This is a genomic window from Marinobacter xestospongiae (assembly GCF_023156385.1).
GTDB lineage: Bacteria > Pseudomonadota > Gammaproteobacteria > Pseudomonadales > Oleiphilaceae > Marinobacter > Marinobacter xestospongiae.
Genome location: NZ_JAKZAK010000008.1, coordinates 135,837 through 149,867, shown reverse-complemented (window position 1 = coordinate 149,867; position 14,031 = coordinate 135,837). Strand labels below are relative to the sequence as shown.

The following is a 14,031-nucleotide window of genomic DNA, read 5'->3' as shown; positions in this document are numbered from 1 at the left end:
ACTGACTACGGTCGACGCCGGTAACAGCTCAGGCGCCCTCGGCCACCACCGCATCCCGCTGTACCTGCTTGAGCCGTTCCACACCCTGGCGGACCAGGGTCGCCGGTTCGGCGTGGTGCAGGTCGTCCGGTATCTTCTGGCCATCGGTATAATAGGCCACCGGCAGCCCCGTCTCCATGGCAAACCCCAGGGATTCCCCCAGCGTCAGCGCTTCGTCCAGCTTGGTAATTACGCAACCGGCAAGATCCGCCATCTTATAGCAATGCCAGACGGATTTCATAATACGGGGCTGACTGGTGGCGGACACCACCAGGTGTGGGCGAATCGGATAATCGCTGCCCGCCAACTCCGCCAGTTGCTGCTGATAGCCCTTGTCGCCCTGGTTCAGGCCGGCGGTATCGATCAGCACCAGGTGACGGTCTGACAGCTCCGCCAGAATATCGTCGAGGGAATGCCGGTCATCCACTACCCGAACCGGCACGTTGAGGATGCGCCCGAACACGAACAGCTGTTCATGGGCGGCAACCCGGAAGCGGTCAGTGGTCACCAGCGCCAGCGAGTCGGCGCCGTGACGCAGCACATACTGGGCCGCCAGTTTGCCAATGGTGGTGGTCTTGCCGGCACCGGTCGGGCCGACCAGCGCGAAGATGCCGCCCTGCTCCAGCCACTCTGCCCGTGATGTCTTGATGCCTGCGGCCAGGGTCTTGAGCGCCTGCTTCCAGCCATCTTCCAGGCGACCACGGCCGTGGCTGCGGGACAGCGCTGTTGCCAGATCATGGCTGAGACCGAAGTCCTGCAGCCGCTCCATCAGACGGTGCTGGGCCGGCTGCGGCTGGGGCTGCACGGGAGCCGGTTCCGACCTGCTGGCGCGCTGCTCGCCCTGTGCCTGCACCAGGTCCCGTAACGACTGGATCTCCGCCTTCATCGCCGCCAGCTCATCGTGCTGGACCTGCTGTGACGGAGACTGAACCTGCCGTGTTTGCGGCTGAGGCTCCGGCAGATTCCAGTCGAGATCCGTCCGTCCCCGGACGACAAACCCTTCCGGCTCGGACTCTGCCGACGCCGGGACGGACTCAGACTGGTGGCCACGGACTTCGGTGATCCGGGCCTTGCTGCGGTTGAGCTCCTCTTCCAGCCTGCGCTGCTGATCTGCCTGCAATTCCGCCAGCCGGGCACTGTTGGTGGCCTCTTCGGCCGACTCCCCCAAACGCTGGCGCGCCACATTCTCGTCGTAGTCCAACGCGGTCACGATCTCCACGCCGCCATCAACCTTCCGGTTGGAGAGGATCACCGCGTCCGGGCCCATATCGGCACTGACAAGCTTCAGCGCCTCGGCCATGGTGGGTGCAAAGAACCGTTTAACCTTCATGATTCATCCTCCGTGGTGATCAGGCCACCCCTGTCACCTATTTGACGCCGACTTTCTGTCACTGCCCGACGGACGCCACAATCGTTATCTGCTTGTTATCCGGCACTTCCTGATAGGACAACACGTGCAGTCGCTCTACGCCATAACTGGCAAATTTCGCCAACACCGGCCGCAAAGGCCCTGATACCAGCAGGATGGCGGGCTTCCCGAGCATCTCCTGGCGCTGCACACTCTCCTGCAGCGAGCGCTGGAGCTTCTCGACCATGTTCGGTTCCAGCACCAGCCCGATGTCTTCGCCACCGCCGGCTTGTTGACTCTGCTGCAGAGACTTTAGCAACATCTGTTCCAACTCCGGATCGAGGGTGATCACCGGAATCTCGGATTCGTTGCCACAGATGCTTTGTACGATCATCCGCCGCAGCGCCTGGCGCGCCGCTGTGGTCAGCACTTTCGGGTCCTGGCTGCGGGGATGGAGGTTGACGATGGCTTCGGCAATGGAGCGCATGTCGCGGATCGGCACCTCTTCTTTCAGCAGGCTCTGCAATACCTTCAGCAGAATGCTGATGGAGACCGTGGTCGGCACCAGCTCTTCGGCCAGCTTCGGTGACAGCTTCTCCAGCTGATCCAGCCACTTCTGCGCTTCTTCATGCCCCAGCAGTTCGTGGGCATGCTTCTGCAGAACCTGATTGAGGTGGGTCGCCACCACCGTGCTGGCATCCACCACGGTATACCCCAGGGTCTGGGCCTGATCCTTCTTGCTTTCCTCGATCCAGCAGGCGTTCAGCCCAAAGGCCGGGTCTTTGCCTTCGATGCCCTCAACCTTGCCGAACACCTGGCCGGGGTCGATCGCCAGTTCCCGGTCCGGATGAATCTCCGCTTCGGCGATGGTGACCCCCATCAGGGTGATGCGATAGACGTTGGGCATCAGGTCCAGATTGTCACGGATGTGCACCGACGGCATCAGGAATCCCAGGTCCTGGGACAGTTTCTTGCGCACGCCCTTTATCCGCGTCAGCAGTTGCCCACCCTGACTCTTGTCCACCAGCGGAATCAGCCGGTAACCCACTTCCAGCCCCACCACATCGACGGTGGAAACGTCCTCCCAGCCCAGTTCCCGGGTTTCGGTGGGCGCCGGCAACGACTGGTCCGGACCGGCACCACCGGGAGCATCACCACCCGGACGCGGTGCCGGCATGCCACCACCGCGTGCCGGGAAGGCACCGCCTTCCTCAACGGTCTGTCGGTCCCGCTGCCAGATGAAGTAGGCCGCAGCGGCGGCAATGCCACCCAGCCCCAGGAACGCCAGGTGAGGCATGCCGGGAATCAGGCCCAGCAGAATCAGGATGCCGGCAGCGATCGACAGCGCCTTGGGCCCATTGAACATCTGCTGGATGATCTGGCTGCCCATATCCTGGGAGGTAGTGACCCGGGTGACCATGATCGCGGCGGAGGTCGACAGCAGCAACGACGGAATCTGCGCCACCAGTCCGTCACCAATGGTGAGCAGGGCGTAGTTCTGCATCGCGGTGGTGAAATCCAGCCCGTGCTGGAGCATACCGATGACCACGCCGCCGACGATGTTGATCAGCAGGATCAGCAGCCCGGCAATGGCATCGCCCTTCACGAACTTGCTGGCACCGTCCATGGAGCCATAGAAGTCGGCCTCCTGGGCAATCTCTTCGCGACGATGCTTGGCCTCGTCCTGGTTGATCAGGCCGGCGTTGAGATCGGCATCGATCGCCATCTGCTTGCCTGGCATGGCATCGAGGGTGAAGCGGGCACTGACTTCAGACACCCGGCCGGCACCCTTGGTGACCACCATGAAGTTGATGATCATCAGAATCGCAAACACCACCAGACCAACCGCGTAGTTGCCGCCAATCAGCACCGCGCCGAAGGACTCGATGACCTTACCGGCGGCGTCACCACCGGCATGACCATTGAGCAGTACGATCCGGGTGGAAGCCACGTTGAGGGCCAGTCGCAGCAGTGTGGCCACCAGCAAGACCGTGGGGAAAGCCGCAAACTCCATTGGCCGCAAGGCGTACACACACACCAGCAGGATGACGATGGACAGGGTGATGTTGAAGGTGAACAGGACATCCAACAGGAAGGTGGGCATGGGCAGAATCATCATGCCCAGCAGCGCTATCAGCATGAGAGGGATGCCCAGGTTCCCCCGCGTCAGGGATTTGACGTTGTTCAGGACTAGCGCTCGGTCCATGCCCGGTAATACTCCCCTTACTGTCATCGCAGCCGTCGCTGCAACGAAATCCGGTCGAAAATTTGACGCCCAAGCGCCGTTCCCTGTCGTTGTCGCAATATCTGTACCACTCCTTACCCGCAATTGCGCGGCAACGCCTGACGCCCCCAGCGATATACGTTATCCTTGCGCCGATATTTCCCCAATTTCCGCAATCCAGAACACAGTAGGTGAGCCATGCCCATTCACGAGGTGAAACACCCCCTTATCCGCCACAAACTCGGCCTGATGCGCCGGGCCGATATCAGCACCAAGAATTTTCGTGAGTTGGCGCAGGAGGTGTCCGCCCTGCTGACCTACGAGGCGACCCAGGATTTCTCGCTCGACGAGGCCACCATCGAAGGCTGGGCAGGTCCGGTGAAGGTGGAGCAGATCACCGGCAAGAAAGTCACCATCGTCCCGATCCTGCGTGCCGGTCTGGGCATGATGGATGGCGTGCTGAGTCTGATTCCCGGCGCTCGGGTCAGTGTGGTGGGCCAGGTCCGCAACGAGGAAACCCTGGAAGCCAGCACCTACCTGGAGAAACTGGTGGGCGAGCTGGACCAGCGCATGGCCATCATCATTGATCCGATGCTGGCGACCGGTGGTTCCATGATCGGTACCATCGACCTGCTGAAGAAGGCCGGCAGCACCGAGATCCGCGCGCTGGTTCTGGTCGCGGCACCGGAAGGTGTGGAAAAGGTGCTGGAGGCCCATCCCGATGTGTCCATCTATACGGCCTCCATTGACCAGTGCCTGAATGAAAAAGGGTATATTCTGCCTGGCCTGGGTGATGCCGGCGACAAGATTTTCGGCACCAAGCAAAAGGACATCTGAACATGCAGTCCCCTTCAACCACCGGAATCCTGCGGCAGGTCCTGGCCGGCTCGCAGATGCTGCTGGTGGCATTCGGCGCCCTGGTGCTGATGCCACTGATCACCGGTATGGACCCGAATGTCGCGCTGTTCACCGCGGGCATGGGCACCCTGATCTTCCATTTGGTGACGGGCGGGCAGATCCCCATCTTTCTGGCCTCGTCCTTCGCCTTTATCGCACCGATCCTGGCTGCCAAAACCAAGTTTGGTCTGGAGGAAACCCTGGGCGGCCTGGTGGCTGCGGGTATCCTCTACATTCTCCTCAGCGGGCTGGTCAAACTCCGCGGTACCGGGTTCATCAACCGCCTGCTGCCGCCGGTGGTGATTGGCCCGGTGATCATGGTGATCGGCCTCAGCCTGGCGCCAGTGGCCGTGCACATGGCCTCCGGTCGCGCCGGTGACGGCAGTGCCCAGCTGGTGCCCTACGACACCGCCATTCTGATTGCCATGGCCTCGCTGATCGTCACCATTGTGGCCTCCGTCTGGGCCAAGGGCCTGTTCCGGCTGATTCCGATCATGTTTGGTGTGGTAACCGGTTACGTGCTCTCGGCCATCACCGGCATTGTCGACTACACCCCGATTCTGGAAGCGCCCTGGCTGGCGATGCCCAACTTCGTGGCTCCGGAGTTTGGCTGGTCGGCGATCCTGTTCATGATTCCGGTAGCGATTGCGCCGGCAATCGAACACATCGGTGACGTGCTGGCGATCAGCAACGTCACTGGCAAGAACTACCTGAAGAAACCCGGCCTGCACCGCACCCTGCTGGGTGACGGGCTCGCTACCAGTTCCGCTGCCCTGCTCGGCGGACCGCCCAACACCACCTATTCCGAGGTGACTGGTGCGGTCATGCTGACCCGCAATTTCAATCCGCGGGTGATGCTGTGGGCTGCTGTCACTGCCATCGTGCTGGCCTTTGTCGGCAAATTCGGGGCAGCCCTGCAGACCATCCCGGTCCCGGTGATGGGCGGCATCCTGTGCCTGCTGTTCGGCTCGATTGCCGTGGTAGGCCTGAACTCCCTGATCCGCCACCAGGTGGATCTGTCGGAAGCACGCAACCTGGTGATTGTCGGCGTCACATTGGTGTTCGGCATCGGCGGCATGGTACTCGGCCACATGGAAGGCATTGCCCTGTGTGCGGTCGTCGCCATTGCGCTCAACCTGGTTCTGCCCGGCGACAGGGAAGCCTGGGGAAAAGCCATCTATGAGCACCAAGCCGACTGACAGTTCCGGTATCAGCTTCACAGCCCTCTACACCGGTGCCGTCTGGCACCGGAATGGGCTCTCCGACGATAGCCTCACCACCGTTCAGGGCAAATGGCTCTATCAGCTGATGAGCCCGTTTGAAGCCGTCAGCCGCCAGATTGCTGGCGGCAACCTGCGAACCTTTCTGCTGCAACGCCACCTGATCATTGATCATCTGATCGAACAGACCATCCGCCAGCACGGCGCTTGCCAGGTGCTGGAGATTGCCTGCGGTCTTTCCCCGCGAGGCATTCGCCTGCGGCAACGCTTCCCTAACCTACACATGGTGGAAGCCGACCTGACTGACATGGCCCGGCGCAAGTCCGCCAAGCTGGCAGCCAGCGGCCATCTTGGCCACCATCACCAGGTTACCCCCATCGACATTCTGGCCCCATCCGGCGAGCAGGCCCTGGAAACGGTGATCGACCGCTGTTTCGACGCCGGCGGCCCGGTGACTGTGGTGACCGAAGGTCTGACCAACTACTTCTCACTGCCGGTAATCAGCGATTTCTGGCAACGGCTTGCCACCGCACTCGCCCGACGCCCCGGCTCGGTCTACCTCACGGACAGCTATCTGCTGCCACCCCAGCCACTGCTGCGTGGCAGCATCGATCTACTCAGCAAGGTACTCGGAGGAATGACCCAGAGCCAGGTCAGCTTCCATTTCCGGGACGACGGCCACGCCGCCAGCCATTTTGAGAACCTGGGGTTTGCGGCGACGAACGTCCACAACCCCAGGGACTTCTATCACACCCTGGCGATCCCCCGGAGTCGGGACAACCCCATGGTGCGGGTCATTGAAGCCCGGACGGGGCCATCCCGGGACACACTCCAGGGCACTGCTGTTTGACGCCCTAGCTGTTTGCCCCCTAAGAGTCGCGCCGCAGATCCCGCGGGATCGGGAAGTCTGGCATGCCGGGCTTGGCGCCCTGACCTCGACGGAACTGGCGTAGCTGGAACAGGTAGGCAAGCACCTGGGCGATGGCCATGTACAGTCCGTCCGGAATCTCGCCGCCCACTTCGGTGTTGTGATAGACCGCCCGGGTCAGAGGTGGCGTCCGCAACACGTCCACACGGTGCTCCCGAGCAATTTCCATGATCTTGAAGGCGACGTCATCCGCGCCCTTGGCCACCACGATCGGAGCCGCCATGGTGGCCTGATCGTACTTCAGAGCTACCGCGTAGTGACTGGGGTTGGTGATGACCACGTCGGCATCGGGGACATCCTGCATCATCCGCCGTTGCGCCATTTCCCGCTGCAACTGGCGTATCCGCCCCTTCACCTCTGGTTTGCCCTCGGTGTCCTTGAACTCGTCCTTGACCTCCTGCTTGGTCATCCGCAGCTTTTTCTGGTGATCGTAGATCTGGAACGGTACGTCAATCACCGCGATCAGGATGGTGGCACAGGACAGCAGGAAAAAGCTCCAGCCCAGGGTCCACACCACGTGGCTCATGGCGGGCACTGGCGGCTCCTCGGCGATACTGAGCAGGTCATCGGTGCGCAGGTCCAGGATCAGGATGGCGACCACCATCACCAGCCCCACCTTGGCAATCCCTTTAACCAGCTCAATCAGCGAGCGCATGGAGAACATCCGCTTGAGCCCCTTGATCGGGTCCATGCGGTTCAGTTTCGGCATGATCGCCTTGCCACTGAACAGCAGCCCGCCAATGCCAATGGAACCGGCAATGGCAGCCACCAGCAACAACACCAGCAGGGGCGCCACCGCCAGTGTCGCCTCCTCCGCCGCAGCCAGCAGCTGGATGCTCATCTGGCTGGTATCGAAGATGGTGTCGCGCTCAATGTCGAAACTGTTGCGCATGATGTTGGCGAAGGCCTTACCCATGCTCGCGCCGAACACCAGCAGGCCACCGGCCCCCACAATCAGCACAGCCATGGTGGCCAGTTCGCGGGATCGCGCGGTCTGGCCCTCTTCCCGGGCTTTTTCCAATCGTCGGGGGGTGGCGTCTTCGGTCTTTTCCTGACTACTGTCGTCGCTGTCTTCCGCCATCGCTCGCTACCTCAGGGCACCCCCTGCAACTGGCGCATGAATTCGAAGGTTTCCTCGGTGTACTGGTGGAAATGGGGCAGGAAGTTGCTTTGCAGCACCCAGATCGCAAACAGGCCAAAGATCAGCCCGATCGGGAAACCCAGTGCGAAGATGTTCATCTGCGGCGCCGCCCGGGTCATCACCCCAAACGAGATGTTGACGATCAGCACCGCGGTCACCGCCGGCAACGCCAGCAGCATCGCCGACACGAACATCCAGCTGATACGGTGAGTCAGCATCCACAAGCCCCCCTGCCCGATGCCCTCAAGACCGATCGGCAGGGTGCGGAAGCTCTCCAGAAACACCTCAAACGCCACCAGGTGGCCGTTCATCGCCAGATACAGCAGCGTGATGGTGATGGTGTACAACTGGGACAATACCGGTACCGTGACCCCGTTGGCGGGATCGTTCATCGACGCAAACCCCAGCCCCATCTGCATGGCGATCATCTGGCCGGCGACCACGAACAGCTGAAACAGCGCCGTCAGCGCGAACCCCATGCCGACACCGATGAGAATCTGCTGCAGAGTAATCACCACCGCATCACCACTGAGCGCTTCCACTTGCGGCACCTCGCCGATCATCGGCACCACCAGGATGGTCATCAGCAGCGCCAGCCCCAGGCGCACCCGGGCCGGTACCAGCTGGGTACCGATGAACGGGATCACCATCATAAAACTGGCGATCCGGAACAACGGCCACAGGTGCTGGCCCACCCATTGGCCAATCTGGTCCGCGGTGAACTCCAGTGGGATCACAGGCTAGCCAATCAGGTAGGGAACGCTGGAGATCAGGCCTTCGGCATGATCCATCAACTGGGTCAGCATCCACGGACCGGCAAAGATCAGCACCAGCAAGGTGATGATCAGGCGGGGCAGGAAGCTCAGGGTCTGCTCGTTAATCTGGGTGGCGGCCTGAAAGGTACTGACCACCAGGCCGATCACCAGACCAGGACCGATGATCACCGCCGACAGCAGAACGATCATCCACAGCGCTTCCCGCATGATGTCGATTACGGTTTCCGGAGTCATCGCGGGTCTCTCCTCCCGTTGATCACGGGCTGTGGCTCACTAGATACCATAGCTGGCCGCCAGGGTGCCCATCACCAGCGCCCAGCCGTCCACCAGCACGAACAACATGATCTTGAACGGCAGCGAAATGATGATCGGGGACAGCATCATCATACCCATAGCCATCAGCACGCTGGCCACCACCATGTCAATGATCAGGAACGGTATGAACAGGATAAAGCCGATCTGGAAGGCGGTCTTCAGCTCACTGGTGACAAACGCCGGCATCAGCACCCAAAAGGACACATCCTCCGGGGTATCGTACTGGGTGTCGGAAATGCGCATGAACAGCGCCAGGTCATCTTCCCGGGTCTGCCCCAGCATAAAATCGCGGAACGGTTCACTGGCCAACGCCACCGCCTCCAGCGAGGTGACCTCCTCCGCCAGATAGGGTTGCAGCCCCACCCGGTTGGCCTCTTCCAGCACCGGCTTCATGATGAAGATGGTCAGGAACAGCGTCAGCCCCAGCAGAATCTGGTTGGAGGGCGTTGCCTGCAGCCCCAGCGCCTGACGCAGAATCGCGAATACCACGATGATGCGGGTGAATGACGTCATCATCATCACCATCGCCGGCAGGAACGTCAGCGCGGTCATCAGCGCCAGGATCTGCAGGGTGACCGAGTATTCCTGGGCCCCTTCCCCTTCTCCGGGCGTCATGGTGACCGCCGGAATACCGGGCAGGTCCGCCAGGACCGACGAACCCGCCAGCATCAGCGCCAGACCGCCCAACCAGACCAGCCAGCGATTCATTGGCTGTCTCCGCGATGGCTGTCTCCGTGGCCACTGCCGGGGGGATTGTTCTGGCGGTTCAGCAGTCCCTGGAGGCGGCGGGCGAAATCCCCCGGAGGCGCGGTATCCGGCGTCAGTACCGGCTCATCAAACACATGCAGGGTGCGAATGGTGGACGGCGTGATGCCCACCAGGATCTGAGTGCCACCGACGTCCAGCAGCGCGATCCGCTCGCGGGTGCCCAGGTTCATCACCGACACCACTTTCATCGCCTGGCTGTTCATTCCGGACAGACCGCTCATCCGCTTGACCAGCCAGGCACAACCAAAGATCAGCGCGATAACGGCAATCAGTCCCAGACTCAGACTGGCCAGACTGCCGACGGTGTCTGGCCCGCCCTGGCGGGTGGACTCGGTTTCAGCCGCCGCCAGCAACGGTGCCGGCGCCATGACCGCCAGCGCAACCAGGCCATGAAGACAGGATCGGATCATGGGCATATCACTTCTGCAGCCGTTTGATGCGTTCACCGGGGCTGATCACGTCGGTCAGGCGGATACCGAACTTCTCGTTCACCATGACCACCTCGCCATGGGCAATCAGGGTGCCGTTCACCAGCACGTCCAGCGGCTCCCCTGCCAGCCGGTCCAGCTCGATCACCGAGCCCTGATTCAGCTGCAGCAGATTGCGGATCGGGATCTGGGTGTTGCCCACTTCCATGGAAATGGTCACCGGAATGTCGAGGATGACATCGAGGTCCGGCGACTCGCCGCCGGCGGCCAGAGCACTGTCGGCGCCAAACTCTTCCATCGGTGCGGTGCGAACGTCGTCCTCTGGCTCATCCGGCGTGTCACCGGCTTCCGCCATAGCGGCCGCCCACTCGTCGGCACGCTCGGCCTCATCGCCTCCGGCCTCACCACCACCGGCGTCTTCTGCGGCGGGCTCGTCACCGGACTCCTCCATCGCGGCTTCCCACTCAGCAGCGAGCTTCTCGTCTTCGCTCATCTCCTGCTCGTCTTTCTTGTCGTCGTCAGCCATTTCGTCCCACCTTCAATTGTTTCTTCACTTCAGGCCGCTTGGCCCGCTTGTTCACTCTCAATGCCAGCTTACCGTCCCGGGTACCCAGACTGGCCTGATAGACCGGAATGCCATTGGCGGTCACGGTCAGGCTCTCCGGCAGCTCTACCGGGATAATGTCCCCGGCCTGGAAACGCGCAACCTCCCGTAGCGAAATGCGACGGCGGCATACCATCGCATTCACCGGCACCTCGACGTCCTTGATATCCTCCTGCAGGGCGTGAACCCAGCGCTCATCGACATCGTCGATGTCACTCTGGACCCCGGCATCGAGCACGTCACGGATAGGCTCGATCATTGAGTAGGGCAGCGCCATGTGCAGCTCGCCGCCACCGCCATCCAGCTCAATGTGGAAGGTGCTGATCACCACCACCTCGCTGGGGCTGACGATGTTGGCCATCGCCGGGTTCACTTCCGAGTTGATGTAATCAAACTCCACCTTGAGCACCGCCTGCCAGGCTTCCCGCATGTCGTGGAAAACCTGCTCCAGGACCATCTGGACGATCCGGGTTTCGGTGGGCGTGAACTCACGACCTTCAATCTTGGCGTGGCGGCCTTCCCCACCGAAGAAGTTGTCCACCAGTTTGAACACCAGCTTGGCATCAAGGATGAACAGACCGGTGCCCCGCAGTGGCCGCACCTTCACCAGGTTGAGACTGGTCGGTACGTAGAGGGTGTGGATGTACTCACCGAACTTCATGATCTGGATACCGCCGGTGGAGACATCCGCATTGCGGCGAAGCAGGTTGAACAGACTGATCCGGGTGTAGCGGGCAAACCGCTCATTGATCATTTCAAGGGTGGGCATCCGGCCACGGACGATGCGGTCCTGGCTGGCAAGGTCGTAGGATTTGACGCCGGTGTCGTCGGTCTCGTCGTAGGTATCAATGTCGCCGTCGTCCACCCCGTGGAGCAGCGCATCAATTTCGTCCTGTGACAGTAAGTCCTGCATGCTAATTCCCGCCCGTCACTGCAATACGAAGTTTCTCAGCAGCACCCGTTTCAGCGGGGGCTCACCTTCCTGCTCCAGCACACCGTTAACGGCGTCCAGCATCGTCTGCGACAGTTGCTGGCGACCTTCAGCGCTCTGCAGAGTCATGAAGTCGCTGGCTGCCAGCACGTTGATCAACTGGGCACGCAACAGCGGCATGTGCAACTCGGTCGCCGCGAGGGCGGCGGCATTGTCCGCCTCAAACGCCACATAGACCTGAGCGTAACGCTGTCGCCCCTCAGCCTGCACGGTGGTGACCAGAGCTTTCTCGATCTCGGCATACTGGCTGGGCTGGAACGCCGGCTGTGCAGGTTCGCCATTGTTGCTGGCATCGTCACCGTCGTCGGACTTGTCCTGCAGGAACCACAGGGTGCCTGCGACAGACAGACCGACTGCCAGGATGACCACCACCACCAGCAGCAGAATTGTCTTGAGTTTGCCTTTCTTGGGGGCACCATCAGGCGCGTTGTCATCGGCCATAGATCACTGTCTTCCCATGAGAATCCGCGCTCGCGGAGTCAGTCAAAAAATCGTCGGAACAACCACCAGATGGGGCGCCCCACTGATTGAAGCAAGCAGCGGGCCAGATTGCCACTTGGCGGCCTGGGTCTGGATTAAGCGTCCGGACGCTGGCCAACCCGCTTTTGAAACAGCAGTTTAGCGCCCGGATCAGGGATGGGCAAAGAGATTTGCCGACGGCAGGGATAGGCAGACGGGCGCCGCTCCGGCGCCACTCAAATTACGGGGTCAGGCGTACAGATCAAGTTCACCACGCCAGCTAAGGTCGACCGCTCCGGCACTGCCGGGCAGCAGGTCATCGTCAGCATCACCGCCGTCCTCGGAGGCCAGCGCCCCGCCGGAACCGCCAGCCGCGGACTCACCTTCTTCGCTGTCCGGGTGACCAGGTTGCCGATCAGGCGAATCCATCACCTCAAACTGGTCCAGGTCGATGCCCTGCTCTCCCAACATGTCCCGCAGGCGATGCGAATTGAGTTCCAGCTGGTCACGAACCACCGGATTGGCGGAGTGCACCGTTACCGTGGCCTGGTCCTGCTGAACCTGAACCCTTACATCCAGGGGCCCCATATCCGGCGGCGTGACATGAATCTCCGCCACTGACAGGTTGCGGGCGGTCAGCCAGGTGAGTTTGCCCACCAGTTTATCACCCCACTCCGCATGCCCCACCGGCACATCGATACTGGTGGCGTAGCCCTTGAGCGCCAGCCCCTGCTCGGCCCCCTTCTGGCCCGCCAGAGAGGTCAGCGACTGACCGGTCTGATTGGCCAGTTCCGCCGACGCCGAAGCGCGGGCCGCGGAAAACGACAGCGCAGGATCCAGCGTCTTGGCTCCATCACCGCCATTGTTGGCGGCCATCAGGTCAGCCATCATCTGGGACGCCGTTTGCCCCGGCAAAGGCTTGCCGCCGGACTCACCAGCGCCGTTCATGCCGGGCAACCCATTCATTGCGGAGGCGCCAGGCAGCCCTGGCACACCCGTCATTCCGGGCAGGCCCTGGCCGCTGGCCGGCGTCAGCCTGGGCACCGTCGGTGTATCGACATCCCCATCCACGGCCGCGCCTTGCGGGTTTTGTACCAGCTTCTGCAGGTCGGCAAAGGTGAACGGTACGCTGGCATCGCTCTCCAGGTCGGACACCGCCTCAGCGTCCGCGGCGGTCTCCGCCTCGGCAACGGCGCCAGCGTCAGTCTTGGTGGAATCCGCCCCGGTCTTGTCCGTCGGGCGGTCTGGCGCTTTGGCCTGTTGTTTCGCGTCGGCATTCGCCGCCTCTTCCTTGCGGCGCTCGACCTTGGTCGACTCCCGGTCGAGCCGTTCCCGCTCCTTGCGGGACACGGCCTCGAAGCCGCTGTCGTCGGAACCATCGGATTCCCGGGGCGACCTGCGTTCCTTGGTTGGGCCCGCCGCTTCGGGGGCCGGAGTCTGGGGGAAGACCATTGCTGCCATGGCAACCTCTTGCCGGTTTCTGTTGGACACAACTCTCTGAGAGGTTGTCAGCAAGGATGATGCCACTGTGAGATTGGTCAGGCGTTCAGGAGCCTCTGAAACAGGTCGCTGACCGTCCGGAATTCACTCTCGATACGGTCCAGCACCTGCCCCGCCTCGTCCAGATGCCCATTGCGACCGGCGCACTCGGCCCGCAGACACAGCTCGCCCAGCAGCGGCGCACCAATGTTGATGGAACTGCCCTTGAAGCTGTGGATGGACTTGGTGAACATCTCGTTGTCCTCAGCGACCAGCGCCCGGTGCAGCGTGTTAATGCGGTCGGCGGAGTCACTGAGGTAGGTTTCGATCAGCACATCGAACTCATCCTCCATGACGTCCCTGAGTTCAGCCAGCGCCTCTTCGTCCAGGTGCGGTTTATCGACCATAACCACT

15 protein-coding genes are annotated in these 14,031 nt (G+C 61.9%); 3 read left to right on the top strand and 12 right to left on the bottom strand.

Translation table 11 applies throughout. From position 1 onward, the window contains the following. Positions 1–28: 28 nt before the first annotated feature. On the bottom strand, positions 29–1,369 hold the full coding sequence (gene flhF / locus MLD24_RS08030; RefSeq protein ID WP_248165968.1) for a flagellar biosynthesis GTPase FlhF: 1,341 nt from the start codon (positions 1,367–1,369) through the stop codon (positions 29–31). A 58-nt stretch (positions 1,370–1,427) separates the two neighbouring features. Continuing rightward, on the bottom strand, positions 1,428–3,593 hold the full coding sequence (gene flhA, locus MLD24_RS08025) for a flagellar biosynthesis protein FlhA (RefSeq protein WP_248165967.1): 2,166 nt from the start codon (positions 3,591–3,593) through the stop codon (positions 1,428–1,430). A gap of 216 nt (positions 3,594–3,809) precedes the next feature. Between flhA and upp the strand changes: the two genes are divergently transcribed. From upp to MLD24_RS08010, 3 genes are read left to right on the top strand one after another with little or no spacing between them, the layout of a single operon-like run. Further along, the gene (gene upp, locus MLD24_RS08020) at positions 3,810–4,448 is read left to right on the top strand and encodes a uracil phosphoribosyltransferase (protein ID WP_227175464.1); all 639 of its coding nucleotides are present in this window, start codon (positions 3,810–3,812) and stop codon (positions 4,446–4,448) included. 2 nt (positions 4,449–4,450) lie between these two features. After that, entirely contained in the window at positions 4,451–5,707 is a 1,257-nt protein-coding gene (locus tag MLD24_RS08015) for a uracil-xanthine permease family protein (RefSeq protein WP_248165965.1), read from the top strand. After that, the gene (locus MLD24_RS08010; RefSeq protein ID WP_248165963.1) at positions 5,688–6,578 is read left to right on the top strand and encodes a class I SAM-dependent methyltransferase; all 891 of its coding nucleotides are present in this window, start codon (positions 5,688–5,690) and stop codon (positions 6,576–6,578) included. The genes MLD24_RS08015 and MLD24_RS08010 overlap by 20 nt, the downstream gene beginning before the upstream one ends. A gap of 19 nt (positions 6,579–6,597) precedes the next feature. Here MLD24_RS08010 and flhB read toward each other — a convergent pair whose 3' ends face one another. The 10 genes from flhB to MLD24_RS07960 form a co-directional block, all read right to left on the bottom strand. Then, on the bottom strand, positions 6,598–7,737 hold the full coding sequence (gene flhB, locus MLD24_RS08005) for a flagellar biosynthesis protein FlhB (RefSeq protein WP_248165961.1): 1,140 nt from the start codon (positions 7,735–7,737) through the stop codon (positions 6,598–6,600). Positions 7,738–7,748: 11 nt separating this feature from the next. Then, a complete protein-coding gene (gene fliR / locus MLD24_RS08000) occupies positions 7,749–8,534 on the bottom strand; it encodes a flagellar biosynthetic protein FliR (protein ID WP_248165959.1) in 786 nt (261 codons plus the stop codon). Positions 8,535–8,537: 3 nt separating this feature from the next. Then, entirely contained in the window at positions 8,538–8,807 is a 270-nt protein-coding gene (gene fliQ / locus MLD24_RS07995) for a flagellar biosynthesis protein FliQ (protein ID WP_227175459.1), read from the bottom strand. A gap of 39 nt (positions 8,808–8,846) precedes the next feature. Further along, entirely contained in the window at positions 8,847–9,557 is a 711-nt protein-coding gene (gene fliP, locus MLD24_RS07990; RefSeq protein ID WP_248166028.1) for a flagellar type III secretion system pore protein FliP, read from the bottom strand. 35 nt (positions 9,558–9,592) lie between these two features. Then, the gene (gene fliO, locus MLD24_RS07985) at positions 9,593–10,066 is read right to left on the bottom strand and encodes a flagellar biosynthetic protein FliO (protein WP_425562299.1); all 474 of its coding nucleotides are present in this window, start codon (positions 10,064–10,066) and stop codon (positions 9,593–9,595) included. Between the two features lie 7 nt (positions 10,067–10,073). Continuing rightward, positions 10,074–10,610: a flagellar motor switch protein FliN gene (gene fliN, locus MLD24_RS07980; RefSeq protein ID WP_227175458.1), complete on the bottom strand. Its 537-nt coding sequence runs from the start codon at positions 10,608–10,610 to the stop codon at positions 10,074–10,076. Further along, a complete protein-coding gene (gene fliM, locus MLD24_RS07975; protein WP_227175457.1) occupies positions 10,603–11,601 on the bottom strand; it encodes a flagellar motor switch protein FliM in 999 nt (332 codons plus the stop codon). Before fliM ends, fliN begins: the two co-directional genes overlap by 8 nt. A 15-nt stretch (positions 11,602–11,616) precedes the next feature. Continuing rightward, positions 11,617–12,120 (bottom strand): flagellar basal body-associated FliL family protein, encoded by a 504-nt coding sequence (locus MLD24_RS07970; protein ID WP_248165957.1) that lies wholly within the window; start codon positions 12,118–12,120, stop codon positions 11,617–11,619. A 267-nt stretch (positions 12,121–12,387) separates the two neighbouring features. Next, positions 12,388–13,599: a flagellar hook-length control protein FliK gene (locus MLD24_RS07965; RefSeq protein ID WP_248165955.1), complete on the bottom strand. Its 1,212-nt coding sequence runs from the start codon at positions 13,597–13,599 to the stop codon at positions 12,388–12,390. Positions 13,600–13,676: 77 nt separating this feature from the next. Beyond that, positions 13,677–14,024 (bottom strand): Hpt domain-containing protein, encoded by a 348-nt coding sequence (locus tag MLD24_RS07960; RefSeq protein ID WP_227175454.1) that lies wholly within the window; start codon positions 14,022–14,024, stop codon positions 13,677–13,679. Between the last annotated feature and the right edge of the window lie 7 nt (positions 14,025–14,031).

Excerpts from the sequence above, each read along its gene's own strand:
- flhF (WP_248165968.1), bottom strand. The coding sequence starts at position 1,369 with ATGAAGGTTAAACGGTTCTTTGCACCCACCATGGCCGAGGCGCTGAAG.
- flhA (WP_248165967.1), bottom strand. The coding sequence starts at position 3,593 with ATGGACCGAGCGCTAGTCCTGAACAACGTCAAATCCCTGACGCGGGGG.
- upp (WP_227175464.1), top strand. The coding sequence starts at position 3,810 with ATGCCCATTCACGAGGTGAAACACCCCCTTATCCGCCACAAACTCGGC.
- MLD24_RS08015 (WP_248165965.1), top strand. The coding sequence starts at position 4,451 with ATGCAGTCCCCTTCAACCACCGGAATCCTGCGGCAGGTCCTGGCCGGC.
- MLD24_RS08010 (WP_248165963.1), top strand. The coding sequence starts at position 5,688 with ATGAGCACCAAGCCGACTGACAGTTCCGGTATCAGCTTCACAGCCCTC.
- flhB (WP_248165961.1), bottom strand. The coding sequence starts at position 7,737 with ATGGCGGAAGACAGCGACGACAGTAGTCAGGAAAAGACCGAAGACGCC.
- fliQ (WP_227175459.1), bottom strand. The coding sequence starts at position 8,807 with ATGACTCCGGAAACCGTAATCGACATCATGCGGGAAGCGCTGTGGATG.
- fliP (WP_248166028.1), bottom strand. The coding sequence starts at position 9,557 with ATGCTGGCGGGTTCGTCGGTCCTGGCGGACCTGCCCGGTATTCCGGCG.
- fliO (WP_425562299.1), bottom strand. The coding sequence starts at position 10,066 with ATGATCCGATCCTGTCTTCATGGCCTGGTTGCGCTGGCGGTCATGGCG.
- fliN (WP_227175458.1), bottom strand. The coding sequence starts at position 10,610 with ATGGCTGACGACGACAAGAAAGACGAGCAGGAGATGAGCGAAGACGAG.
- fliM (WP_227175457.1), bottom strand. The coding sequence starts at position 11,601 with ATGCAGGACTTACTGTCACAGGACGAAATTGATGCGCTGCTCCACGGG.
- MLD24_RS07970 (WP_248165957.1), bottom strand. The coding sequence starts at position 12,120 with ATGGCCGATGACAACGCGCCTGATGGTGCCCCCAAGAAAGGCAAACTC.
- MLD24_RS07965 (WP_248165955.1), bottom strand. The coding sequence starts at position 13,599 with ATGGCAGCAATGGTCTTCCCCCAGACTCCGGCCCCCGAAGCGGCGGGC.
- MLD24_RS07960 (WP_227175454.1), bottom strand. The coding sequence starts at position 14,024 with ATGGTCGATAAACCGCACCTGGACGAAGAGGCGCTGGCTGAACTCAGG.